Source organism: Streptomyces sp. NPDC043812, from assembly GCF_056436245.1.
In genome coordinates, this window is the sequence record NZ_JBWKCY010000004.1 from 187,073 (window position 1) to 210,919 (window position 23,847).

The 23,847-nt window shown below is 67.3% G+C and carries 20 protein-coding genes and 3 pseudogenes; 15 read left to right on the plus strand and 8 right to left on the minus strand.

Features of this window, described 5'->3' with window-relative positions; all coding sequences use genetic code 11:
* Positions 1-48: 48 nt before the first annotated feature.
* The gene (locus AC067Z_RS08090) at positions 49-861 is read right to left on the minus strand and encodes a sulfite exporter TauE/SafE family protein (RefSeq protein WP_478788630.1); all 813 of its coding nucleotides are present in this window, start codon (positions 859-861) and stop codon (positions 49-51) included.
* Between the two features lie 106 nt (positions 862-967).
* On the opposite strand from AC067Z_RS08090, the pseudogene AC067Z_RS08095 reads away from it, so the two are divergent.
* A pseudogene (locus tag AC067Z_RS08095) lies at positions 968-1,222 on the plus strand (arsenic resistance protein); the annotation flags it as partial.
* On the opposite strand, the gene AC067Z_RS08100 reads toward AC067Z_RS08095, so the two are convergent.
* Positions 1,209-1,607: a heavy metal-responsive transcriptional regulator gene (locus tag AC067Z_RS08100; RefSeq protein ID WP_478788631.1), complete on the minus strand. Its 399-nt coding sequence runs from the start codon at positions 1,605-1,607 to the stop codon at positions 1,209-1,211. The pseudogene AC067Z_RS08095 and the gene AC067Z_RS08100 overlap by 14 nt on opposite strands.
* Positions 1,608-1,692: 85 nt before the next feature.
* Between AC067Z_RS08100 and merB the strand changes: the two genes are divergently transcribed.
* Together merB and AC067Z_RS08110 are read left to right on the plus strand one after the other, a co-directional pair.
* Positions 1,693-2,673: an organomercurial lyase gene (gene merB / locus AC067Z_RS08105; protein ID WP_478788632.1), complete on the plus strand. Its 981-nt coding sequence runs from the start codon at positions 1,693-1,695 to the stop codon at positions 2,671-2,673.
* Between the two features lie 75 nt (positions 2,674-2,748).
* A complete protein-coding gene (locus tag AC067Z_RS08110) occupies positions 2,749-3,297 on the plus strand; it encodes a DinB family protein (RefSeq protein ID WP_478788633.1) in 549 nt (182 codons plus the stop codon).
* On the opposite strand, the gene AC067Z_RS08115 is transcribed toward AC067Z_RS08110, so the two are convergent.
* Genes AC067Z_RS08115 through AC067Z_RS08125 form a run of 3 tightly spaced genes read right to left on the minus strand, consistent with a single transcriptional unit; the run spans position 3,290 to position 5,248 of the window.
* Positions 3,290-3,793 (minus strand): N-acetyltransferase family protein, encoded by a 504-nt coding sequence (locus AC067Z_RS08115; protein WP_478788634.1) that lies wholly within the window; start codon positions 3,791-3,793, stop codon positions 3,290-3,292. The two genes, AC067Z_RS08110 and AC067Z_RS08115, sit on opposite strands and share 8 nt — an antisense overlap.
* Positions 3,790-4,152 (minus strand): ArsR/SmtB family transcription factor, encoded by a 363-nt coding sequence (locus AC067Z_RS08120; RefSeq protein WP_478788635.1) that lies wholly within the window; start codon positions 4,150-4,152, stop codon positions 3,790-3,792. The genes AC067Z_RS08115 and AC067Z_RS08120 overlap by 4 nt, the downstream gene beginning before the upstream one ends.
* A gap of 40 nt (positions 4,153-4,192) precedes the next feature.
* On the minus strand, positions 4,193-5,248 hold the full coding sequence (locus AC067Z_RS08125; protein WP_478788636.1) for a flavin-containing monooxygenase: 1,056 nt from the start codon (positions 5,246-5,248) through the stop codon (positions 4,193-4,195).
* A 107-nt stretch (positions 5,249-5,355) separates the two neighbouring features.
* Here AC067Z_RS08125 and AC067Z_RS08130 point away from each other — a divergent pair, with 107 nt between their 5' ends.
* From AC067Z_RS08130 to AC067Z_RS08150, 5 genes and pseudogenes are all read left to right on the plus strand, one after another.
* Positions 5,356-6,729, plus strand: a complete 1,374-nt coding sequence (locus AC067Z_RS08130) for an NAD(P)-binding domain-containing protein (protein WP_478788637.1) — start codon at positions 5,356-5,358, stop codon at positions 6,727-6,729.
* A gap of 34 nt (positions 6,730-6,763) precedes the next feature.
* Positions 6,764-7,228, plus strand: a complete 465-nt coding sequence (locus AC067Z_RS08135; protein WP_478788638.1) for an ArsI/CadI family heavy metal resistance metalloenzyme — start codon at positions 6,764-6,766, stop codon at positions 7,226-7,228.
* 6 nt (positions 7,229-7,234) lie between these two features.
* Positions 7,235-8,467: an MFS transporter gene (locus tag AC067Z_RS08140; RefSeq protein ID WP_478788639.1), complete on the plus strand. Its 1,233-nt coding sequence runs from the start codon at positions 7,235-7,237 to the stop codon at positions 8,465-8,467.
* Between the two features lie 604 nt (positions 8,468-9,071).
* Positions 9,072-9,545, plus strand: a pseudogene (locus AC067Z_RS08145) (PDDEXK family nuclease); the annotation flags it as partial.
* A gap of 46 nt (positions 9,546-9,591) precedes the next feature.
* Positions 9,592-10,399: pseudogene (locus AC067Z_RS08150) on the plus strand (IS5 family transposase).
* Here AC067Z_RS08150 and AC067Z_RS08155 read toward each other — a convergent pair.
* Positions 10,389-10,766 (minus strand): helix-turn-helix domain-containing protein, encoded by a 378-nt coding sequence (locus AC067Z_RS08155; RefSeq protein WP_478788640.1) that lies wholly within the window; start codon positions 10,764-10,766, stop codon positions 10,389-10,391. The pseudogene AC067Z_RS08150 and the gene AC067Z_RS08155 overlap by 11 nt on opposite strands.
* 801 nt (positions 10,767-11,567) lie before the next feature.
* Here AC067Z_RS08155 and AC067Z_RS08160 point away from each other — a divergent pair.
* The 7 genes from AC067Z_RS08160 (at position 11,568) to AC067Z_RS08190 (ending at position 22,602) form a co-directional block, all read left to right on the plus strand.
* Positions 11,568-12,044, plus strand: coding sequence for a hypothetical protein (locus tag AC067Z_RS08160; RefSeq protein WP_478788641.1), 477 nt, complete (start codon positions 11,568-11,570; stop codon positions 12,042-12,044).
* Positions 12,045-12,112: 68 nt separating this feature from the next.
* Positions 12,113-13,069 (plus strand): hypothetical protein, encoded by a 957-nt coding sequence (locus tag AC067Z_RS08165; protein WP_478788642.1) that lies wholly within the window; start codon positions 12,113-12,115, stop codon positions 13,067-13,069.
* Between the two features lie 599 nt (positions 13,070-13,668).
* A complete protein-coding gene (locus AC067Z_RS08170; protein ID WP_478788643.1) occupies positions 13,669-15,084 on the plus strand; it encodes an efflux RND transporter periplasmic adaptor subunit in 1,416 nt (471 codons plus the stop codon).
* Positions 15,081-15,782 carry an ABC transporter ATP-binding protein gene (locus AC067Z_RS08175; protein ID WP_478788644.1) on the plus strand — a complete coding sequence of 234 codons (702 nt, stop codon included), beginning with the start codon at positions 15,081-15,083 and terminating at the stop codon, positions 15,780-15,782. The genes AC067Z_RS08170 and AC067Z_RS08175 overlap by 4 nt, the downstream gene beginning before the upstream one ends.
* Positions 15,783-15,799: 17 nt before the next feature.
* Entirely contained in the window at positions 15,800-17,047 is a 1,248-nt protein-coding gene (locus tag AC067Z_RS08180) for an ABC transporter permease (protein WP_478788645.1), read from the plus strand.
* A gap of 69 nt (positions 17,048-17,116) precedes the next feature.
* Positions 17,117-18,097 carry a hypothetical protein gene (locus tag AC067Z_RS08185; protein WP_478788646.1) on the plus strand — a complete coding sequence of 327 codons (981 nt, stop codon included), beginning with the start codon at positions 17,117-17,119 and terminating at the stop codon, positions 18,095-18,097.
* A gap of 17 nt (positions 18,098-18,114) precedes the next feature.
* Positions 18,115-22,602: a golvesin C-terminal-like domain-containing protein gene (locus tag AC067Z_RS08190; protein ID WP_478788647.1), complete on the plus strand. Its 4,488-nt coding sequence runs from the start codon at positions 18,115-18,117 to the stop codon at positions 22,600-22,602.
* A gap of 72 nt (positions 22,603-22,674) precedes the next feature.
* Here AC067Z_RS08190 and AC067Z_RS08195 read toward each other — a convergent pair whose 3' ends face one another.
* Both AC067Z_RS08195 and AC067Z_RS08200 read right to left on the minus strand, forming a co-directional pair.
* Positions 22,675-23,217, minus strand: a complete 543-nt coding sequence (locus AC067Z_RS08195) for an SMI1/KNR4 family protein (protein ID WP_478788648.1) — start codon at positions 23,215-23,217, stop codon at positions 22,675-22,677.
* Between the two features lie 180 nt (positions 23,218-23,397).
* A complete protein-coding gene (locus tag AC067Z_RS08200; protein WP_478788649.1) occupies positions 23,398-23,796 on the minus strand; it encodes a hypothetical protein in 399 nt (132 codons plus the stop codon).
* Positions 23,797-23,847 lie beyond the last annotated feature (51 nt).

Here is a 23,847-nt window from a genome sequence, read left to right on the forward strand (position 1 = left end):
AAGGAGCAAGGCCGCGGACAAGCCGAAGCCCGAGGGGTCTCCTTGGAATCAGTCGTGCCGGACGATCTTGACGGCGGAGACGAGCAGAATCACGGCGAGGGCGGGAACCAGCGCCGGGTCCGGGATCACTCCGAGCAGCAGCCCGCCCACCACCGCACCCGCGACAGAGCCGCCGATCATGGTCATCGTGAAGCTGAGGTTGGAACCGAGCACCGTGAAGCTGCCGTCGCGGCTGTAGCGGGCGAAAGCCACCAGCATGGTCGGCAGCGACACCAGCAGCGACAGACTGCCTGCCACTTCGATGTCCACCGCGAACAGGAGCACGATCGTCGGAATCAGCAGCTCGCCCCCGGCCACACCCATGATCGCCGCGACCACCCCGATACCGAAGCCGGCCACCACTCCGCAGGGCACCTGAGCCCACAAGGGCAGCGCCAGCGACCCGAGGGTCGCGCTGTGGGTGATCACCAGTGCTGCGGCCATGAGCACCATCAGCGCGGCCAGCACCTTGTACAGGGTGGCGCTCCGCATCCGTACCGCCCACGACGCTCCAGCCCAAGCACCCAGCAGGCTCCCGGCCAGCAGGTTGACGGCGATGGGCCAATGCCCGGCAACCTCGGAGGGCGGAACCGCTACGAAGCGGGAAGGCAGCGCGACCAGGACCACCACCAGGCTCATCGCCTTGTTCAGGATGACGGCCGAGAGCGCGACGAAACCGAACAGACCGATCAGCAACGGCAGACGGAACTCCGCGCCGCCCAGGCCGATCAGCCCGCCAAGGATGCCGACGGCCCCACCCGCCGCGAACACCAAGGGGGCGGAGCGCGTCGACGCCGGAACGAGATCCTTGTCCATGACCATGGCCGGATCCTGCCTCGCCTCACACGCTGCCCGCTATGACGCAGCTCCACCTTCGGGGAAAGGCACCGGCTACCCGCGGGCAGTTCGTCGGGAGCTCCGAACCCCCGCTGGGCGCCTGGTGGCCCGCCTGCTCCGGCTCGACGCCCCTGCTTCCCGGGCCGTCGTCGTCACCGGCGCGACTCGCAATTCGCTGGTCGTCCTGCCCCTCGCCCTGGCCCTGCCCGACGATCTGGCCGTGGCCGTGGCCGCGGTCGTCGTGGTCACCCAGACCCTCGTCGAGGTCATCGGCATGGTCGCCTACGTACGCCTCGTTCCCCGCCTCGTACCGAACCCGGACCGGGAGCCGGTCAGGGCCTGCTGAGGATGGTGCAGATCTCGCCCTCGGAACAGGTCTCGGGATCTGTCACCGCGGCCCGCCGGGCCAGCTCCTGAAGTTCCGTACGGGCCTTGCGCAGCTCGGCCATCCGCCGGTTGATCTCCGCCAGGTGCTGGTCGATGAGTGCACCGACCCGGGCGCACGGCGCCTGCCCGCTGTCCCGCAGGGTGAGTACGGAGCGGATCTCCGCGAGGGTCAGCCCCGCCGCCTGGGCATCGCGGATGAAACCGAGCCGGGCGAGCGTCCGCAGCGGATAGTCGCGGTAGCCGCCGGAGGTGCGTGGGGGCGCGGGAAGCAGTCCGGCCTGCTCGTAGAACCTGATCGTCTTGGTGGTCAGCCCTCCCGCCACCGCCAGTTCGCCGATACGCATACCTCCACGCTAACGCCTTGACCTTCCAGCGCGCTGGAAGGTCTACGGTCGGAGCGACAGGCCAGGGACCGGGAGGACTGCGGACATGCGGATCATGATTCTGACGGTACCCAACTGCCCGAACGCACCGGTCCTACGCGAGCGGATCACTTCTGCGCTCGGTGACCAGAGCGCCGAGGTGGAGCTCATCGAAGTACGCGAGGACGCCGAAGCAGCCCGCTGGGGCATGACCGGCTCGCCGACGGTGCTCCTCGACGGCGTCGACCCGTTCGCGGTGCCCGACGCCCCGACGAGTGTGTCCTGCCGCCTCTACCGCGATGCGGACGGCCGCGCGGACGGGGCCCCCAGTGTCCAGGCTCTGCGCCAGGCGCTGTCCGGCACGACTTCCGTCCCAGCCGCCGAGGGACTGGAGTGCTGCGAGGCGGATCTGCTGGATCCGATCGGCCGGGCCGGCCGCGGTCGACGCGCTCCGGCCGAACGCGGACTGCGCGCCGTCCACCAGGCGGTGCTGCGGCACTTCGCCACCCACGGCATGGCACCACAGCCGGCTGCACTCGAACCCGTAGTCGCCCCAGCCGGCCGCACAGCCGCAGACGTACTGGCCGAGCTGGACCGCGAGGACTTCCTGGCCCTCGAGGAAGAGGGGCGGATCCGGGCGGCTTACCCGTTCTCGGCGGTCGAGACCCCGCACCGTGTCCGGCTGGCGAGTGGTGTGGAGGCGTGGTCGATGTGCGCCGTCGACGCCCTGGGCATCAGCGCCATGCTCGGCGGCCAGGACGTACGGATCTCCTCCTCCGACCCTGTCAGCGGACAGCCGGTGACCGTTACCTTCGCCAGCGGCACCCCGTTGTGGGAACCTGCGGACGCGGTCGTGTTCATCGGCCGCCGTGAAGGCGGCGGGCCCGCTGCCGAGGTGTGCTGCGACGCGCTGAACTTCTTCACCGGCCGTACCACGGCCGAGCGATGGCGTCGAGCGCACCCGGAGGTCATCGGCCAGGTCGTGAGCCAGGACCGCGCTGTGCAGATCGGGCAGCAGACCTTCGGCCCGCTGCTCCAGGACGATTGAACACAGCAGCGGCTCGGTGAGAGGTCGCCCCGCACTGGGCATCATCGAAGCCTGGGCGACGAGAGCGGGCAGGCCATGACGAACGAGGGCCCCATGGACCGGCAGGCCGTGCACGACGACTACGAGCGCGCCCGGCAGACCTTTCACCGGCTCCTCGACACGGCCTCGAAGGACGACTTGGCCCGGCCCACGGACGGCACCAAGTGGACCAACGAGCAGCTGTTGTGGCACATGCTCTTCGGTTACATGGTCGTCCGGGCGCTGCTGGTCCTGGTGCACGTCTTCGGCCGGCTCCCGCGCCGGGCGAGCAAAGCGTTCGCGCGGGTCCTTGACGCTGCCACCGTGCCGTTCGACTGGGTCAACTATGCCGGTCCGTGCGGGGCGCTGAAGGTGTACGGGCCGCGCCGCATGGCCGCCGCGTTCGACCGGGTCACCGGCTCGCTGGAGCGCCGACTGGCCAAGGAGCTCGAAGCCGACCTGGCGCGCGGCATGCACTACCCCGTCCGCTGGGACCCGTTCTTCCAGGACTACATGACCCTCGCGGACATCTATCGCTATCCGACCCGGCACTTCGACTTCCACCACCGCCAACTCACTCTCGGCGGAGGGAATGCGTTCAGCTGACTGCCGGGCTGCGACGCTCCAGCAGGAACACGTCGCGCCAGGTTCCGTGGTGACGACCAATCCGCTCGCGGGTCCCGATGACTCGGAATCCGGCCCGTTGGTGGACGGCGAGGCTGGCGGTGTTCTCGGGGAAGATTCCGGACTGGATGGTCCAGATGCCGGCGGCTTCGGTGGACTCGACGAGGGCGGCGAGGAGCGCGGAGGCGACGCCCCGGCCACGGGCGTCGGGGTGCACGTACACGGAGTGCTCGACCACGCCCGCATACGCGCACCGGTCGGAGACCTTAGTGGCGGCGACCCAGCCGAGCACGCGCCCGGTCTCGTCGAGGGCGGCGAATCGGTGCTCGGGCAGCTTGGCCGCGTCGAACTGCTCCCAGGTGGGGGCGGTCGTCTCGAAGGTGGCGTTGCCTTCGTCGATGCCGGCCTGGTAGATCGCGACGACCCCGTCGGCGTGCGCGGCGGTCAGCGGCACCACGACGGTGGTCGCGATGGTCACGCTGCGGCCGCCTTGGTGAGGAGCGTGCCCATGGCGGCGAGGACGGCGGGCTCCACGCGGTAGTAGACCCAGGTCCCGCGCCGCTCGGAGGAGAGCAGCCCGGCCTCCTTGAGCTTCTTCAGGTGGTGGGAGACGGTCGGCTGGGACACGCCGACGTCGGAGATGTCGCAGACGCACGCCTCGCCGCCCTCGTGCGAGGCGACGGCGGAGAAGAGCCGCAGCCGGACCGGATCGCCCAGCGCCTTGAACATGACGGCGGTCCGCTCGGCCTCCTCCGCCGTGAGGGGCCGCTCGTTCAGCGGCGGGCAGCAGGGCTCGACGGTGGGCTCCAGCAGCGGCAGCACCTTCACATTCGACATACGTCTATGTTGACACATGTCGAACCAAGAGCCCAGGGGGCTACGCCCGGCGCAGCTGCTGGGCCAGGCGCCGTGCGGCGCGCCGGGCGTCACGGCCCACGCCCCGCAGGGATGCCGACGACAGGCTCCGCTGCCACTCCAGCCCGACGTGGGCGAGGCGCGGGTGGTTGAGTGAGGCGCCGTCGCGGTGCCGCGGCCGGCCTTCCGCATCCAGGGCGCCGAGCGGGGCGAGGTAGCCGAGGTCGGGTCGGTAGCCGGTGGCCTGGATGATCGTCTCCACGTTCTCCCGCGCGCCGTCGGCCCAGGTGACGGTGGGGCCGTCGACCGACGCGAACATCGGGCGGCGGTCCGGCTGCCCTGCGGCGAGGGCGGCGCGGTCTCGGCCGTCGTCGATGACCGCCATCGTGGCCGGTCGGCGCTGGAAGCGCGCCAGAGGGGCGGCGTCGAGGCCGGTGACCGTGAGCCAGAAGTGCAGGTCACGCCCGAGCGGCTTCTGCGGAAACCAGCGCACCGGGCTGCGGCTGGCCAGGCTCACGCGCGCGACTTGGGCAAGCTCGGCGGCCACCTGTACTGCGGAGTTGCCCGCGCCGACGACCACGACCCGTTGCCCCGCGAACGGCTCCGGCGCGCGGTACTCCGAGACGTGCAGCACCGTCCCGGTGAAGGTGCCGATCCCGGGCAGGGCGGGCCGGTTCGGCCGGCCGAAGCCACCGGTTGCCGTGACGACCGCCCGCGCACCCAGTCGACGTCCGTCCGCGAGGTCGAGCGCGAAGCCCTCTCCGTCCGCACGCACGGAGGAGACGCGCTGCCCGGTGCGGAGATCGGCGGCCAGGAGCTCGGCGTACCGCAGCAGGTAGGCCACCACCTCGTCTCGGTGCGGATAGCGGTCCGGGTCGCCGCCGAACGGCAGCCCCGGCAGTGAGCTGTAACGGGCCGGCGAGAACAGGGTGAGGCTGTCGTAGTACCGAGGCCACGACCCGGCGGCCTGCCCCGACGCCTCCAGGACCACGGGCTTGAGCCCTTCCTGTACGAGGCAGTGCGCCGCGGCCAGGCCCGACTGGCCGCCACCGATGACGGCGACATCGACATGCTCCACTGGATCAGCCTCCAAATTGATGAATGTCTATGTTGACGTCTATCGATACAGGTGCCATGCTGAGAGCGCAAGAGATCGACGGACGTCGAAACAAAAGGGGAATCGTCATGAACGCCACCGCCACCGAGCAGCTGCCCGTCGTGGTCATCGGGGCCGGACCCGCAGGTCTGGCCGCGGCCGCCCACCTCGTCGACCGCGGCCTTGAGCCGCTGGTCCTGGAGGTGGGCGCGCAGGCGGGCGCGGCGGTGCGCGACTGGGCGCATGTCCGGCTGTTCTCGACCTGGGGCGAGGTGACCGACCCGGCCGCCGAGAAGCTCCTCGCCCCCACCGGCTGGGTCAAGCCGGAAGCGGGCACCTACCCGACGGGCGGCGACTGGGCCGAGAAGTACCTCCAGCCGCTCGCCGACGTCCTCGGGGACAAGGTGCTCCTCGCTGCGCGGGTCACCGGCGTCTCCCGCGTCGGACGTGACCGGATCGTCGACGCCGACCGCGAGACCCAGCCCTTCACCGTCCGCATCCAGCACACCGACGGCCGAGAGGAGCGGATCCTCGCCCGCGCCGTCATCGACGCCTCCGGCACCTGGGCCGTCCCCAGCCCGGCCGGCGGCGACGGGCTCCCGGCCCTCGGCGAGCGCGCGGCGGCCGACCGCATCTCCTACCGCGTCCCCAACCTCAAGGACCCTGAGGTCCGGGCCCGTTACGCGGGCAAGCGCACCGCCGTCATCGGCTCCGGTGCCTCCGCCTTCACCGCCCTGGCCTCCCTCGCCGAGCTCGCGAAGGCCGAGGACGGCCGCGGCACGCACGCCACCTGGATCCTGCGCCGGGGCATCTCCGGCTCGACCTTCGGTGGCGGGACCGCAGACCAGCTCCCCGCCCGCGGCGCCCTCGGCCTCGCTGCCAAGGCCGCGGTCGACGAAGGCCACGCGGATGCCGTCACCGGCTTCCGCACGGACGTGATCGAGCGCGACGGCGACGAGCGACTGGTCCTGGTCGCCGAGGACGGCCGCCGCCTGGACCCGGTCGACGAGGTCATCGTCCTGACCGGGTTCCGCCCCGACCTGTCCTTCCTCGACGAGCTGCGCCTCGGCCTCGACGAGCGCCTCCAGGCCCCCGTCGAGCTGGCCCCGCTCATCGACCCGAACCAGCACTCCTGCGGCACCGTCTACCCGCACGGCGTCAACGAGCTGTCGCACCCGGAGCAGGGCGTCTACCTGGTCGGCATGAAGTCCTACGGTCGCGCGCCGACCTTCCTCGCCCTCACCGGCTACGAGCAGGTCCGCTCCGTCGTCGCCGCGATCGCCGGCGACCGCGAGTCCGCCGAGCGCGTCGAACTGGTCCTGCCGGAGACCGGCGTCTGCGGCGGCGCCGGCCTCTTCGACCAGCCGCAGACCGAAGCAGCGGCCGACGGCGGCGGCTGCTGCGCGGCCCCGGCCACCCTCCAGATCGGCGTCGGCGCCCCGGCTGCCTCCGGCGGCTGCTGACCCTGCCCCACCCACCGACAGCAGGAGGACCGTGATGTCCCGCATACAACTCGCCCTGCGTGTCCCCGACCTGGCGGCATCCGTCGCCTTCTACACGAAGCTCTTCGGCGCCGAGCCGGCCAAGCTCCGCGACGGGTATGCCAACTTCGCCCTCGCGGAACCGCCGCTCAAGCTCGTCCTCATCGAAGGCGCCGCTGACGAGGACACCCGCATGGATCACCTCGGCGTAGAAGTCGACAGCTCCGAGGCTGTCCAGGCCGCGACCACGCGGCTGAGCGACGAAGGTCTGACGACGACCGAGGAGAACGACACCAGCTGTTGTTACGCCCTTCAGGACAAGGTCTGGGTCCACGGCCCTGGCCGTGAGCCGTGGGAGGTGTACGTCGTCAAAGCCGACGCCGACACCCTGGCCAAGCAACAGGGCAGCACGTGCTGCTCCAGCCCGGCCACCGCTGAGACCGACGCGCGCGAACCAGTCACCGCCGGCAGCTGCTGCTGACCTGTAATGACCGACCTCAACACCCGCACGGGCGGGGCCGTGACCGGAACGGGGGACCGGTCACGGCCCCGCGCCGTGCTGCCCGCGCTCTGCGCCACGCAGATCACCAGCTGGGGAATCGTCTACTACGCCTTCCCCGTCCTGAACCCCCAGATCACCGCCGACACCGGCTGGTCCACGGGCATCACGATGGCAGCGTTCTCGCTCGCCCTGGTCGTCTCCGGCGTCGCCGGAATCCGTGTCGGCAGGATCATCGACCACCGCGGACCCCGCACGGTCATGACCGCAGGCTCGGCCGTCGGCACCCTGAGTCTCGTGATCGTGGCCCTGGCCCCGAACCTGCCCGTGTTCTTGGCCGGCTGGATCCTGGCCGGGCTCGCCATGGCCGCCACCTTCTACCACCCCGCGTTCGCTGCCGTAACCCGCTGGTGGGCCCCCGACCACGTCCGCGCCCTCACCATCGTCACCCTCGCCGGCGGACTCGCCTCCACCGTCTTCGCCCCACTCACCGCCGCGCTCGCCGACCACCTGTCCTGGCGCACCACCTACCTCGTGCTCGCCGCGATCCTCGCCGCCATCACCATCCCCGCGCACGCCTTCGCCCTCAAAGCCCCCTGGCCCCCGGCCCCACCCGCACCGGCCCACACAGACGGATCGCCCCGGACAGTCGTACGCAGCCGACCGTTCCTGCTGCTCGCGGCCGCATTCACACTCTCCGCGTTCGCGATGTACGCCGTCGTCGTCACTCTTGTCCCGCTCCTGATCGAACGCGGCTACACCACCAGCCAGGCTGCCTGGGCCCTCGGCCTCGGCGGCGCCGGCCAGACCCTCGGCCGCACCCTCTACGCCCCGCTCACCCGCCACACCGGTACGACCGCCCGCACGGCGGTCCTCATCGCGCTCGGCGGCTCGACCACCGCGGTCTTCGCCTTCACCTCAGGCCCGTACGGCCTCGTGATCGCCCTAGCGGTGGTGGCAGGCATGGTCCGCGGCAACCTCACGCTCCTGCAGGCCACCGCCATCACCGACCGCTGGGGCACACAGCACTACGGCAGACTCTCCGGCCTCCTCAGCGCCCCCGCCATGACTGCATCCGCCCTCGCCCCCTTCGCCGCAGCCCTCCTCGCAACCACGATGGGCGGCTACCCACGGCTGTTCGCCCTGCTCGCCGCCCTCGCCCTGCTCGCCGCACTCATCGCCACCGGAACGTCCGTCCGCGTAGGACGGCGGAGAGCTTGAGGCTTTCTGAGCAGCTGGCCGGGCTGGCAAGCCAGCCCGTGCCTGGTCCGGTAGGCCCGGCAGGACGGCCCTCAGGGCGGTTGGGGGCGGGGAACGCGGCACAGTCGCATCGTGTTTCCGTACACAGCGCCCATAACGCACACCGTTCGCGTCACGGAATTAGCCCCGCAAGGCTCTGACCTGCTGTTTCCTTCCACCTGTTTTGGATAGACCTGATTCTTGCGACGCATCATGTGGAGTGCGTGGCGATCCTTGAGCCTGCCGAAAAGGGCCGCTGACCTGCGACTTTGCCGAGTGTGCATTATGTGCGCTACGTGCGTTACGGGCGATATCTTGACGCATATCTGACGCATATCTGACGCACGTGACGCACGTCTGACGCACGCTGGACGCATGAACTGACGTGCTGTCAGCAGTAGACAGCCGCCCTTCCAGCCGGGATGCCGTGCCGGCTGGAAGGGCGGCTTTCTGCTGCGCGTGACGTGCAGCGGATGCCTCTCGACCCGGACGCACCGCCATAGGAGATCGAACACACTCCGTAGTTGTCTTCCGGTCGGGAAATACCTCTGAGGCGCTGAACGTTGGATGCGTCCACGAAGAGGGGGTGTCGAGACGGCGGTTGTTCCAGACGGTGTACCGGCGTGTGAACGAGCTTGCGCCCCGGCTCGCTGAGGCCGAAGCGGATGTGCAGCGCCTTGTCGAGGCGAACATGGAGACGCTGCTGGGGGTCCGCTTCCTGGTGTCCCAGTACGGCACGGGGCGGGTGCACGCCGGCCGAATCGACTCGCTGGGGCTCGATGCGAACGGGGCTCCCGTCGTGGTCGAGTACAAGCGCGGCACGGATTCAGGAGTGATCAACCAGGGGTTGTTCTACCTGAGCTGGCTCGTCGACCATCGGGCCGAGTTCGAACACCTGGTCCGTGACCGGCTCGGGGTGACCGTCGCGGCCCAGGCGCTCTGGAGCGGGCCGCGGCTGATCTGCGTAGCTGGCGACTACACCCGTTACGACCTTCACGCAGTGCGCGAGCACCGGCGCAGCATCGACCTGGTTCGCTACCGCTTCTTCGGCGGGGACCTTACAGTAGACGTCGTTTCCTTTGGCCGCTTGGCTCGTTGTGCTGGGCATGACGAGTCTTGCCGAGCGGTTGGTGCCGGATGAGTTGTGGGAGTTGTTCCGCAGGGTGGTGCCGGAGACAGTGGTGACGCGGCCGCAGGGTGGTGGTCGCCAGCGGGCCGGGGACCGCGAGTGTCTGGCCGCGATCGTGTTCGTGGCCACGTCGGGCTGCACGTGGCGGCAGGTCCCGCCGCTGTTCGGGCCGGCCTGGCCGACGGTCTACCGGCGTTTCGCCCGCTGGAGCAAGGACAGGGTCTGGGCCCGTCTCCACCGGGTCATCCTGGACGAACTCGGCGCGCAGGGAGACCTGGACTGGTCGCGTTTCGCCATCGACTCGGTGAGTGTCCGGGCCCTCAAAGGGGGCTGCTGACCGGACCGAATCCGATCGACCGCGGCAAGAACGGATCGAAGATCCACCTCGTCACCGACGGTCCGGCCTGCCCGTCGCGGTCGCCATCTCCGCGGCCAACACCCACGACAGTCTCGCCCTCCAGCCGCTCGTCGCGTCGATACCGCCGATCCGCAGCCGTCGCGGTCCCCGCCGCAGGCGGCCTGACAAGCTCCACGGCGACAACGGCTACGACTACCTCCACCTGCGGCGATGGCTCCGCTCTCGCGGTATCACGCCACGGATCGCCCGCCGGGGCTTCGAGAACTCACAGCGACTCGGACGTCATCGATGGGTCATCGAACGGACCATGTCCTGGCTCGCCGGCTGCCGCCGGCTCCACCGTCGCTACGAACGCAAGCCAGGACACTTCCTCGCCTTCACAGCCATCGGCACCGGCCTCATCAACTACCGACGACTCACCAAGTGAAACGACCTCTGACCCGCGACCACTGCTCCGCCCGCCACCTGGCCACAGCCTGCTCGTCGCGCTCGACGGCCCGGTGCGCGCGGACCTGCGGTGACCAGCCCAGCCGGTGCAGCAGATACGACACCCCGCGCGGGGTGTACCGGTGCCCGAACAGCCGGTGGATCAGCTCGGCCACACGCGTGAGGGTCCACCTGTGGTCCTCCACCCAGCCGTGCGCCGCAGGGCCGGCCTCCAGCTCGGCCTGCAGGCGTTCTGCCTGGGCATCGCTGAGCTGACACGGAAAGCCGCCGGGCTCCTTGGAGGCCAGGGCCGGCCTGCCGCCGCCCCGCCAGACGGCGTGCCAGGCGTACGCCGACTTCCGCGACACCCGTAACTGCGGGCCACCTCCGGCGGCCGCACCCCCTGCTCGAACATCTCCGCGGCCTCGGAACGCAGCGCTTCACGCTTCGCCCGCCCCGCAGCGGTCAGACCGCCGCTATCCGCATACCTCATGACGATGACGTAGCACCGCCAACGTCCGCTGTCACCCCACCCTTTCAACCTCAGCGACAACGGGTGTGAACCGGGCAGGCACGGTCCTCGGTCGTGGTGATCAGCGAACTCGACACTCCGTGATCGCTGGAGGCTGTGCCTGCGCGTGCATCTACCGAACCATCACGAATGCCGCACCGGGCCCATGCCAACTACGTCGGGCCAAGCACGAGAACGACGGAGCCCCGCACCGCTGACTGCGTGCGGCGTCGTCCTGAGCACGTACGCGGCCTCGTGCCGCCGCATCCCTTGTTCGAACAGGTCCGCGGCTGCTGCGGCTCAACTCGTCTCAGACTTCCGCGAGTTCGGGATTCCGTAGTCGGGGGCCCATCAAAGCGACGCCAAAGATCAGCAGTCATCCCGTATGCCCCTGATCGCACGACAGGTCAGCTTTATGGATCTTGAATTGGTCGCCCCGGAGTGTAGGGTGGATCCAGGTGGATTTCAGCAGGCCCGGGGGGGCTCATGCGGCCTGTATCGCAACTCATGCGAGCGTCGACGCTCGCCGTGCAGCTATCGATCAGATGCGCACACTCCCCCTCGGCTTGGGTGAAATCAAGGTAATCCGTCTGCTTGCCTTTGAGGTTGACCCAATGCGGGCGGCACCTATTCAGATGACTAGGAGGGGGACTGAGTAGTGCGCATTAAATCGATCGCTCTTGTCTTCGCTGGAGTATTTGCGGCACTCATGATGAGCGCCACGCCCAGTGCCGCGTACGGCGACAATCCGAACGACGGAAAGATATATCAATGCGGGAGATACGGTAACTTCCCGCTTTGCCTCTACTGGGGCCAGAACCTTTCGGGCGCCAAGGTTGGAATCTTCGGCAAGGTTCACAACTACGACGCCAATCCTTGGAATTGCTCCTCCCAGGGATGCGGCAAGTATTGGTATTCCCAGGGAGAGACTCTGAAGGGGTATGGCACGTATGTAAAGAACAACACCGCATCGGTTTACAACTACAACGACACCAGCACCCGCGTGTTCTTCAACAGCGGCTGGGGTGGCCCCTCGGATGAGTGGGACCCGTACGGGTGGGGCACCTACTTCGGCAACCTCAGTGCGACCTGGAACGAAAACGCCTCGCAGGCGCGAGTTTGCGGCGAGTGTTAATCCCCCCCACCCGCCAGGCCGGCCGAGCAGTCATCGGCCGGCCTGGTGCCACTTGATCGGATGCCTTCATGCACAAGCGCAGAGCCTCGACACTCAGGCTCTCAGGAACCCTCGTGCTCGCCGTGTCTCTGCTCGGATGCTCCGGTGGCGCGCAGAGCGATAAGACGTCGGGCAACGGAAGTGACCTAGCATCGCTTGAATACTCGAAACCTTCACACGCGCCGGAAGTCAGGTCTGCCGCGATACCGGCCCTTCCGATCGAAGGGTACCTGGTCTCACAGAAGGAGAAGGAACAGATACTCAAGGCTTCCCGCATGGAAGCCAAGAGTTGCATGGCTCGCTTCGGATTCAGCTATTCATGGAGCGCTCCTTCCGGGCAGAAAGTCGCGCCTGACGATAATGCTTCCAACCGATCTCGGCGGTACGGGATAGTGGATTCCGTCGCCGCATCGAAGTACGGGTACGGGCTTGGCGCAGCCGAGATTCAGGACTCTTCGGGGCAGGCGCCGAGTGCAGCAATGAGCGAAGCCGCCACCCGCGTCTTTCTGGGGAATTCCGACCCGACCGTCAAAGTGCAGGACGGTGCCGAGGTGAACGGGCAGAAGATACCTGAGGGGGGGTGCACCGGAGAAGCTAAGCGTAAAATCGGAAACGGCCTTTCAAATCGCGCCGCGAATGAAATCAACATGGCCAGCTTCAGCGTGTCGCTGAGTGATGAAAAGGTCAAGGCGGTATTGGCCCGATGGTCCCAGTGCATGCAAAAGCATGGATATGATTTCAAGTCTCCGCTCGATCCACTCAAAACGATGGGAGTTGGATCTGCGACACCGCGAGAGAAGGCCACTGCCCAGGCCGACGTTCAGTGTAAGTACGAAAGCAACCTCATTGGCGTGTGGAACTCTGTCGAGTCGGCGATACAGAAAGCGATGATCGGGAAGAAGGAAGAGATCCTCGAAGAGGGGCGGCGTGAGACTGACCGCTCGCTGAGGAACGCCTCAGCTGTTCTGTCAGGTGATCGCCGATGAGGCGCGCGGCTACCGCCATCACAGCGGTCGTCCTCTGCGCAGTCGCCGCATGTTCGGCCACCATCCGGCGAGACCAACCCGGGGGAGGGCGCAACAGCCCGTGCCTCACAGAGCACAGGGGTGGAGCCTGAGTCGCCGCCTCGGCAGATCCTCACGTGGACGCGGGGGACGTCCACGGAACCCTGGTCGCCGTGGTGAACGACCTGCGCGGCAGATTCGGGGAGGGCACGAACTCGCCGTGTTCGTCCTCGTCCTCGAGTCTTTTCACGAGCAGTTGTGCAGAAGCGGTCGCGGAAACGGACGCGTCGCGCGGACTGCCGCTGACCTGACCAAGTCCGGCACGGGATATCGCACGTTGCGATCGGTGGCGAACAAGGTGCTTGCTGCCGAGCGTGGCTACACGGAAGCCCACTGCGCCAGTAGTCCCGCGAAGTCCTCGACTCGAGCCACGTGTCTGACCCACGGAGCGGTCATCGCCCAGGCGCCAGTTGATCTACACCAGGGCGCTGTAGCCGGGCTCTCGGGGAACTGAGCGTAATTAGTACAAGTAAGTGAAACAGCGTTTGCGACTGGTAGCGGACGTATGGACGGGAGGGCTCGTGGCTGAAAGCGAGCAGGGGGTTCGGACTGTGGGAGTCATGCGCCGACGCCGGTGGATTGTGATAGTCGCTGCCGGAGCAGTCCTCGCGTCCGGCGCAGGGCTGGCGGCTGCACGGATGGTCAAGTCACCGGCCCAGGCCGCACTGGATTCAGCGGCTCCGCCGCCCAGCGTCATCACGGCTGGTGTGGAGTACAGAGTGCTCGCCGACTCAGTGATCCTCCGCGGCACCGTGACCGCTGAACAATCAATAGACGTCGCTCCGACAGGAGGCACTTCGGAAGGGTCCGCTCCCGTCGTCACCAAGCTGTTGGCCGCTGCCGGCACTCAGCTCACAGCAGGCCAGGTACTGGCGGAAGTGTCGGGGCGCCCTGTCTTTGTCCTGCAGGGACGACTGCCGATTTACAGAGATCTCAAACCCGATATGGACGGGGACGACGTCGCGCAGCTGCAGACGGCCCTCCGCCAGGTTGGGCATAGCGTCGGCACAGACCGTAAGGGCCACTTCGGGGTTGGCACCAAGGCCGCGCTAACGGGGTTCTACTCCCACATCGGCTATGACCCCTTGCCGGCAAGGGCGGAAGGTGCCGACGAGGTCGAGACCGCGGAGACGGCCGTCACAGAGGCGGAACGCGCCCTGGAGGACGCCCAGGCCACACCTCAGGATGCACACGTTCAGAAGGAGTCACCCAAGGAAGCCATCCCGACGAGTACGAACGTCGAGCGCGCCCGCGAAGACCTACGCAAGGCACGTGAACGACTCGCCGAGAGCAAGGCCAAGGCCGGCCCGATGCTCCCCGCTTCCGAGGTCGTCCTCCTCTCCGGGTTCCCGGCCCGGGTCGACAGCCTGACCGCCAAGGTGGGCAGTGTCGTTTCCGGCAAGATTCTCACCGTTTCGGCCGGAGCTCTGGTGGTGAACGGCTACCTTCAACAGCATCAGAAGGGCCTGGTGCGACCGGGGCAACAGGTGCAGATTCTGTCTGAAGTCACTGGCACAACCGCGCCCGCAACAGTCACATCGGTATCGGAGACCATCCAACAGGAGCAGTCCGTCACGGCCGATGGACGTCCGGACGGTCCGTCCACCCCCAACGGGTACCTGTTGGTCGTCAAGCCGACAAAGGAGCTCCCCCCGGAACTAGCCGGACAGGATGTCAGGCTCACGGTGCAGGCAGCCTCCACCAAGGGGAAGGCGCTTGTAGTGCCGGTTTCAGCTATTACCGCAGGCGTTGACGGCCAAACCTCTGTGACCGTGTTGTCAGAAGCCGGGGCGGAGCGGAAGGTCCCAGTCACTACCGGCACCACTGGAGATGGCTACGTGGAGGTCCGTCCGCAGTCGGGGCATCGACTGGCCGAAGGCGAGCGAGTCATCGTCGGTATTCGGAATTCTGCCATGCGTCAAGGGCAGCCCCTGTGACGATCCATGAGCCGACCGAGACGCCCGTGATCGAACTCCGGGGTGCTGGTCTGACATACGTTGGGCCCCCACCGGTCGTGGCGTTGCGACCGTGCGACCTGGTGGTCCAGCGGGGAGAGTTCGTCACGGTGGTTGGCCCCTCAGGCGCGGGTAAATCCACGCTGCTCAATATCATTGGCCTGCTCGACATCCCCACGCACGGCACCTATCTCCTCGACGGCCACGACACGGCTGGACTGGGGGACACGGACCGAACCGCCCTGAGGGGCCACCGCATCGGATTCGTCTTCCAGTCCTTCCATCTCCTGCCGCACCGCACAGCGTTGGAGAACGTGGCTTTGGCTCTCGTCTACCGAAGCATCAGCCACAAGGAACGGATGAGGAAGGCCAGGGAAACACTCGTTCGCGTTGGCCTGGAGCACCGTGTCGATGCTGTGCCATCCACTCTGTCGGGCGGTGAGCGTCAGCGGGTGGCCATCGCCCGCGCGATGGTTGGGCGCCCATCTCTACTTCTGTGCGATGAACCAACCGGCAATCTCGATACCTCAACTGCCGCCTCCATTCTGGAGTTGCTGCACGTTTTGCACGGGGCTGGCATGACCATTCTTGTCATTACGCACGATCTGGCAGTGGCCCAGCAAGGCGAACGAACGATCACTATCCGCGACGGACGACTCACGGAAGAGGTAAGGAGGTGAGGCGCAGACTCATGCCAATGGTGCGACTGCGCCGAGGTCGCCACAACGCTCGGTCCATACCCGTTACGCGATTCTCTGTACGAGACGTGCTGGCGGAGTCGAGTGCCGGCATGCTGCAGCGTCCCGCACGCTCATTGCTCACGTCCGTGGGGACGGTTCTGGGAGTGGGCACCTTCGTGGCCGTCCTGGGATTGACATCAACAGCCTCGTCGCAGATCGACGAGCGTTTCAGCGCCCTGAGCGCGACGGAAGTGACCATCGAGGACGTTGCAAAAGACCACAACGAGTTTGTGGATCTCGCATTCCCAGCTGATGGGGAGCAGCAGGTAGAGCGCCTCAACGGCGTGGAACATGCCGGTGTGTACTGGCCCGTTCAGTTGCAGGACGGCAACTCCGTGCGTTCGGCACCCGTCGGAGTCTCACGCGGTGGGGAGGACATCCAAGTCGTTGCCGCCTCCTCAGGTGTCCTCGATGCCGCCGGTCCCTCGATTGTCCAGGGCAGGAATTTTGATGTCTGGCACGACAGAACCCGCCAGCGTGTGGCAGTTGTTGGGTCAGGGGTGGCTGCCCAGCTCGGTATCTCAACCGTCGAGACTCAGCCGGCGGTCTTCATCGGCGACGAGGCGTTCACCGTGATCGGTGTGATCGGTGATGTGGAACGCAAGGCAGATCTTCTCCTGTCTGTTGTCGTCCCGCGCTCAACGGCACAGCACATATGGGGTACTCCCAAAGATGGCGCCAAAATGCTGGTGTCGACCCGTCTGGGAGCAGCGACCCAGGTGGCCCAGGAATCCCCGATGGCGCTCGACCCCGCTCATCCCCAGTACTTCAAGGCCATCCCCCCGCCGGATCCGAAAAGCCTGCGGGGCAAGGTCACGGGGGACCTCGACCAGCTCTTTCTCCTCCTTGCGGCGATCTGCCTCTTCATTGGAGCCGTCGGTATCGCCAATACCACACTCGTGGCAGTGCTGGAACGCACGAGTGAGATCGGGCTGCGGCGTGCGCTGGGAGCGCGCGGTCGGCACATCACCACTCAGTTCCTCACGGAATCCGCGACCTTGGGGGCCCTGGGTGGCCTCGTTGGTACCTCCCTTGGCACGCTGACTGTTGTTGGAGTCGCGATCGCCCGGGACTGGACGCCCGTCATCCATTCCATGACGGTGACAACCGCGCCCGCCATCGGCCTGGCCACTGGTCTGCTGGCCGGCCTGTATCCGGCTTGGAGAGCTTCCCGCATCACGCCGGTAGAGGCGCTGCGCCGCTGAGCGTAAGGAGCGCGGCCGGCATGCGCCACGCACGTGGACCACCTCACGTCACGTAGAGAAGGAAAACCCATGCACGTCCTCAGGCGAACGACCGTCGCCACCACTGTCATGCTCGCGGCAATCTCGCTCGGTGCCTGCTCCTCGTCCGGATCGGCCTCCGACTCGGCGAAGGACAAGGCCCCGATCGACCAAGCCAACTGGCCTGCGGAGGTGCCCACTTCCGGACTGGTCAAGGGCCTGGAGCTGCCGCTTGAGTCCTACCTGCCCTCCTACGCGGATCAGGTCGCCGTCGACACCGCGCTGCGCACCCTGCAGACGCGGTGCATGTCTGAGTACGGGCTGACCGTCGATCTGCCGCGTCCCGGCGCGAACCCGCCGCCCCACAGCAACGCCGTCTCGATCGAGCGGCGTTACGGCCTCAGTGACCGCGCACAGGCACAGAAGTACGGGTACGGGCTGCCGAAGGAGCTGACCCTGAGCCTCGAATCCGTCGAGGAGGGGCTTTCAGGCATCGAGGTGGAGGTCCTGACCGGGCGGAAGAAGACCGAGTTCGCCCCGCCCAAGGGCGCCAAGGACAGCGACGGCCATTTCGGCGGGGTCCCGGAGCCCGCGCGCGCCGAGCACAACGGAAAGAAGCTGCACGAGGGCGGCTGCGCCGGCTGGTCGAAGCGGCAGCTCAAGGTGAACGAGGAGGATGCGGGCTTTGTCTCCGGGCTCGCCTCGACAAGCCTCTCCGAGTCCCGGCCGCTGAAGCCGGTCGAGAAGGCTCTCAAGAGCTGGTCGGCCTGCATGAAGGACAAGGGCCGCAAGGCCGCCGATCCGTACCGGGCGATGGAGCAGGGCTACGCCGACGGCGACGGCACCACCAAGAACGCGATCGAGCTCGCGCTGGACGACATCGACTGCAAGGAGCAGACCCGTCTGATCGAGGTCTGGTTCAAGGAGGAGTCGGCCGTCCAGAAGCGGCTGATCGAGGAGAACAAGGACCAGCTTGCCGCCATCAAGAAGCGCATGGGCGAGGTCCTTGCGGCCGCGAAGGCAGTCAAGTAACCAGAGAAGGAACACAGTTGAGACAGATACGTATCCGTCTGCGCGTGCCGATCACCCTTGCGGTGACCACGGCGCTGGCGATACCGCTGAGCCTGCCCGCGCAGGCCGAGGAACTAAAGCCGCCCAAGGGCGCGGCGCAGGGGTGGAGCGACACCACCCAGCAGAAGAAGAAGCTCTCCCTGGAGCCCTCCGCGATCCCCGCGAAGGACCGCGCCGGCCTGCTCGGCAAGGGCTACGAGAAATCCGCGGACACCGCGGTCACCGCGACCGGTGACGGCACCGGCTTCCACCTCCTTGCGGGCAAGGAGAAGGACGGCTACCAACTCCACACGGTGGCCAGTCTGTTCGAGGACGGTTTCGCCTCGGACACCTGGATCGGCAACCACTGCGTCACCGAGTCCGGCAAGTACGCGGCCGTCTCGTACGCGCCGCGGATGTTCACCAACAAGCCCGAGCTGATGGTGCGCGGTGCCTTCACCGCAGTGGTCGACCTGACCTCGGGTGAGGTCACCAAGCTGCCCTTCCAGTCGTCGCTCGCCTACTTCTCGCCCGGCTGCGGCCAGGGCGATCAGGCGGTGTTCACCCAGCTCACCCATGACGGTGACGACAAGCAGCAGACCCGTCTGATCACCGTCGACGCGGCCACCGGCAAGGAGTCGAAGCCGGTCACGCTCGCCGGCCAGATCACCTCGGCGATCCCCACCGACGCGGGCATCGTCGCCGCCCACGGCAACAAGCTGGTACGGATCAACGGCACGGCCGAGAAGACCCTGGCGTCCACCACCACGGTGCCGTTCCAGATCACCGCCGACGCCGACGGCGGTATCACCTTCATTGACCGCGAGTTGGACAAGAAGGCGTCCGACAAGCCGGCTGCCTGGGCCAAGCACCTGGGCCGTACGAAGGTGAGGCAGGGCAAGAAGACCGAGCCCGTCACCGTCGCCTCCGGCGGGCTGCACGCCTGGGACCTGACCCGCTCGGCACGCGGCGAGGTGTTCGTCACCGGTGACGCCACGTCCAAGGCCCTGACCAAGCGGGTGCACAACCCTGGCAAGCTCCCCAAGGGCGCGGCGATCTCCAGCCACGCCCAGGCGGTCCTGACCACCACCTGGTCCGATGGGAAGAGCACCCTGGTCAACCCGGAGGACGCCGCCAAGCCGCGCCCCGCCCGTACGGCCCTGCGCATGCTGGACTCGGGCAAGTCCGTAACCCTCGACCTGCGCCCCGGCGCGCACCGCGTGGGCGACGAGGCACAGGGGCACGCCCTGTCCCCCGCTCTACCCACCGGCGGCCCGGTCGACTCCGGCCCGGACATGGGCAAGAAGAGCACAGACGGCCTGTCCACGCAGACCGTGCGCACCCAGGCCCTGACCGCACAGGCCGACAACCCCAGCGAAGACAGCGGGGAACGGTACTGCTCGGTGGCCCGCAACGACGTGAAGAAGCAGGCGTTCCAGCCCACACCGCGCCAGGTCGAATGGGCCGTGGACCAGGCCGTCGTCGGTGAGCTGAACTTCTACCGCGACAGCAACTGGAAGAACACCGGCATCGCCGGCGGCTACCAGCCCCAGGGCCTGTTCCCGCCGACCGTCCTCGCGGGTGACCCCAACGGCAAGCTCGACAACGAGGACCCCGACGTCACCGACAAGTGGCACATTCCCGCACAGGTGATGCTGGGCATCACCGCGCAGGAATCCAACATGTGGCAGGCCACCCGCTTCGCCGTGCCCGGTGTCACCTCCAACTCGCTGATCGGCAACTACTACGGCGTCGACTACGCCGCCTCCGGCGAGCAGCTCGACCCGTGGCGTATCAACTGGGCCGATGCCGACTGCGGTTACGGCATCACCCAGGCCACCGACGGCATGCGCCTGGCGGGCAAGACCAAGCCGGGCGAGACCGCCCTGTCCACGGTCGCCCAGGAAGCGGTCGCGTTGGACTACACCGCGAACGTCGCGGCCGGCGTGCGGATCCTGTCGGAGAAGTGGAACCTGACGTACAACGCCGGCATGAAGATCAACGGCGGCCACCCCAAGTGGATCGAGAACTGGTTCTTCGCCCTGTGGGCGTACAACTCCGGCTTCTACGACACCGCCGACTCCGCCGGGCACTCGGGCGTGGGCTGGACGAACAACCCGGCCAACCCGCTGTGGAAGGCCAACCGGGTGCCGTTCCTGCAGCACGCCACCGACTCCTCCAAGGACGACTACAGCCACGCCGCGCACCCGCAGGACTGGCCGTACCAGGAGAAGGTGATCGGCTGGGCGGCGCGCCCGATCTCAGCGATGTTCGCTCCGGGTGACTTCCAGGCGGGCTATCGCCCCGCATGGTGGACCACCAACGCGGACCGCGCGAGCGCCAAGCCTCCGGTCGACCTGTTCTGCAACGCGTCGAACAACTGCAACCCGGCCAAGATCGGCGACAACGACTCCAACGACCCGGGCCTGGGTGCCTGCACCCTGGACGCGGGCAACAGCGACACCAACCAGCACTGGCTGCACTGCTGGTGGAACCAGTCAGTCACCGAAGCGCAGTGGAAGAACTGCAACACGGGGGCCAAGTGCGGCAACGGTGTGCACCGCTTCACGACGTCCTACGGCGAGCAGCCGGATGCCGGCTCCTACCCGCCGAACTGCGCCACCACGCCTCTGCCAGCCAACGCCCTGGTGGTCGACGATCTGGCGAACGGGACCATACCCGCCGGCGTGGACGCCAAGCGCGGATGCGGGGCGGTGAAATCCAGCGGCACGTTCAACTTCACGTACGTGCCGTGGGACACCCAGATGGATCTCACCCATGACGGGACGGACAACCCGACCACCGTCACCACGTACCCGGGCAAGATCGATACGCACCAGATCGGCGCGGGTTACGGCAATCACTTCTGGTTCACGCACACCCGCTCGCCGGAGTCCTACCCGGCCAACGCGAACCGGATGAAGGTCACCGGCACCTGGAAGCTGAACGCTCCGCTGACCAACACGACCCGCCAGGCGAAGATCTTCGCGCACATACCCGACCACGGGGCGCAGACCTCCAACGCCGTGTACCGGATCCAGACGCCCGAAGGGGAAGAGGAGGCGGCGATCTCGCAGACGGCGAACCAGGCCAACAAGTGGGTGGACCTGGGCGCCTATGAATTCGGTGACCAGATTCCCGAGGTGCGGCTCGACAACTTCAACGGCGGCAACGGGTCGGCTGACATCGCCTTCGACGCGGTGGCGTTCGTCCCGGGCACGTACAACGGCTTGAAGCTGACCGGCAACATGACGGCCAACCTGACCGCTCCGGATCCGGCGCCGGTCGAGCCGGACGAGGACATCACCGACGGCCTCTTCTCCGCGGCCGGCAGCTCCTCGGCAACCACTGCCACGGCGGCGCCGATGGCGATGGCCGCCACGAGCACCGCGTCATGCTCGACGGTCAACCACTCCCTCAGCCGCAAGCGCACCACCGCCTGTATCCACAGCGACTACGCGATGACGGAGTACTCGAACACCGTCCCGGTCGGAAGCGCGGCTTTCGACCTCTACATCACGTACTACCTCGACCCGAAGAGTGCCGAGTTCTCGCAGGTCACCACGATCCGGCTGAAGTCGATGGACGGTACGGTGAACACCGCCACCTTCGACTACGCGGCCAAGTGCCGCGGTTACTGCGACGTCACCAGCGTCGACTGGAACGGGTCGAAGACCTTTGCCAAGGGCGACACGCTCCTGCGGACCGTCACTACGCGGTTCAAGTGGACGCCCAGCGGCACCACCAAGAGCACGATCACCCCGTACTTGTCTCTCGGCGGTAAGGTCAACAGCACTTCGGTCGTGAATCCGTCCGAATTCGAGAGCGCCAAGCTGGACATCCGCTGCGACTCCGAGGTCTCCAGCGCGGGTACCGGCTGTGTGTTCTCCGGCTACAAGCCGACCTACGTCATGAACTCGCAGAAGTTCCCCGGGGCCGCGGCCCACATCGACATGATGTGGCGCAAGACCAACATCAAGTGGGGCCAGCGCAGCAGCGGCAAGCCGCTGACCTACCTGGGCAACAAGATGTCCGTCGACGGTTCCGGCAAGATCCAGTCGGACCGCAACCGTCAGCTCATCTGCGCCAGGCAGTGGAAGACCTACAGTGGCACCGGTGACTTCAGCGACATGTGGAGCCTGGAGGCAGGCGAGCCACGGACCGACTCGAAGAGCTGTGACGAGTTCGTCTTCGCCAACGCGGCCCAGAGCGCCGGAAACTCCGCGGGCCCCAACCCCGTCGCCTACAGCGGCAAGGAGTGTGTGCAGACGTACCTCCGGCGCAACGCCGACGACACCATGACGCTCCATCTCCGCCCGGATGCCCCTGCACCGACGTGGAAGGAGCCGTGCGGTCGGTCCTCGATGTCGAACTGGCAGAACACCCAGTCGATGCGGCCGTTCGGCGACTTCATCAAGGAACAGCGCTTGATGGAGGACGACGACTACTGGCTCGACCTCGACGGATTCACCGCACCCACTCCGTAACCGGACCATGAGAAGTGCCCCCCGGCCGTTCTTCGGTTCCGGGGGGCACTTCTGTTTCACGGCATCGCGGCCTCACGACCAGACAAGTCGCCCATCGACAACGGAACAGACCGGATAGTCCCCCGCGCCGATCCTCGTCAGCATCTCCGCCACGGAGTCGAAGTAGTGGGCCAATGACGCGTACTCGCCGGTGATCGTGGGCTCACCCACGAACCATCTGCCGATACGTCCGTCCGTCGCATCGATGAACTGCCCCATCCAGCCGTCCTGATCCGAGAGGAACGGGATCCACTCCTCGCGCCATTCGCCCCCACCGGACAAGGGGTGGTTCGCGTAGAGCTTCTCCATCGCCCGGATGCCCAGAAAGAAGCTCCCCTCGTCCGGGAACCCGGCGTAACCGCAGCAGGCCACGTCGTCGTCCACATCGTCCTCGGGAAGATCCAGGTTGTTCTGCAGCAGCCACGCCCGCAGTTCCTGAGGCAATGAGACACACATGCGCTCCTCGGCGGCCGCGAGTATCCGCTCCGGGGCCGGGCCGGGCAGGTCCGCGTGATCGGCCGGAGCATGCTCCCGGAGGAGATTCATTACGCGGGACCAGCTCTCCACCACACTCATTCCCCGCTGCCCCTCTCTGCACGGATTTGCTATGCCACTCAACGGGCTCACCTACTGTAGCCTCGGGCTGCTGGAGCCTACGCTCTCCGCGGTTTGCGCCGCTTGCCCCAGCTGCCGTGCGGCCTGTTCCGGTTCTGGGCCGACATCACCGCGTCGAACTGGGCTTTGCTGGTCACTGCTTCACCGCGTGAGAGGGGAATCGAGGTCGGGGCCCAGGAACACGCCGGTGACGACAAGCTCGGCCGTGCCCGCCCACACCGGCGGATGCAGACTCGCGGCGAGATCGAGCACCTCCGGCAGTGCGCGGCGCCCGGTCAGACACAGCAGGCCGTGGTAGTCGATGACGAGTACGGCCCCGAAGCCGACGACGAGGGCAGCGAGATGCCCGAAGAGGGCGACGGTGTGGAGGACCGGGTCGACGGTGACGTGCCCGGCCGCCCAGACGGCCCCGGCCCACAGCACCACGCACGCGCCGGCGGCGAGGACGGTGGGGAGCCAGGCGGCAGGAGGCTTGGCGACGGGGGCGTCGGCGAGGGCCCCATGGACGGGGGTGCGGCTGTGGTCGAGGACTGCGGACATGGCAGGGATGTCACCACTCTCCTCCGGGGAAATCCGCCCCGGTGTCGGCGA

Excerpts from the sequence above, each read along its gene's own strand:
- AC067Z_RS08140 (WP_478788639.1), top strand. The coding sequence starts at position 7,235 with ATGACCGACCTCAACACCCGCACGGGCGGGGCCGTGACCGGAACGGGG.
- AC067Z_RS08165 (WP_478788642.1), top strand. The coding sequence starts at position 12,113 with ATGCACAAGCGCAGAGCCTCGACACTCAGGCTCTCAGGAACCCTCGTG.
- AC067Z_RS08185 (WP_478788646.1), top strand. The coding sequence starts at position 17,117 with ATGCACGTCCTCAGGCGAACGACCGTCGCCACCACTGTCATGCTCGCG.
- AC067Z_RS08130 (WP_478788637.1), top strand. The coding sequence starts at position 5,356 with ATGAACGCCACCGCCACCGAGCAGCTGCCCGTCGTGGTCATCGGGGCC.
- AC067Z_RS08195 (WP_478788648.1), bottom strand. The coding sequence starts at position 23,217 with ATGAGTGTGGTGGAGAGCTGGTCCCGCGTAATGAATCTCCTCCGGGAG.
- AC067Z_RS08135 (WP_478788638.1), top strand. The coding sequence starts at position 6,764 with ATGTCCCGCATACAACTCGCCCTGCGTGTCCCCGACCTGGCGGCATCC.
- merB (WP_478788632.1), top strand. The coding sequence starts at position 1,693 with ATGCGGATCATGATTCTGACGGTACCCAACTGCCCGAACGCACCGGTC.
- AC067Z_RS08180 (WP_478788645.1), top strand. The coding sequence starts at position 15,800 with ATGGTGCGACTGCGCCGAGGTCGCCACAACGCTCGGTCCATACCCGTT.
- AC067Z_RS08120 (WP_478788635.1), bottom strand. The coding sequence starts at position 4,152 with ATGTCGAATGTGAAGGTGCTGCCGCTGCTGGAGCCCACCGTCGAGCCC.
- AC067Z_RS08090 (WP_478788630.1), bottom strand. The coding sequence starts at position 861 with ATGGTCATGGACAAGGATCTCGTTCCGGCGTCGACGCGCTCCGCCCCC.
- AC067Z_RS08110 (WP_478788633.1), top strand. The coding sequence starts at position 2,749 with ATGACGAACGAGGGCCCCATGGACCGGCAGGCCGTGCACGACGACTAC.
- AC067Z_RS08200 (WP_478788649.1), bottom strand. The coding sequence starts at position 23,796 with ATGTCCGCAGTCCTCGACCACAGCCGCACCCCCGTCCATGGGGCCCTC.
- AC067Z_RS08100 (WP_478788631.1), bottom strand. The coding sequence starts at position 1,607 with ATGCGTATCGGCGAACTGGCGGTGGCGGGAGGGCTGACCACCAAGACG.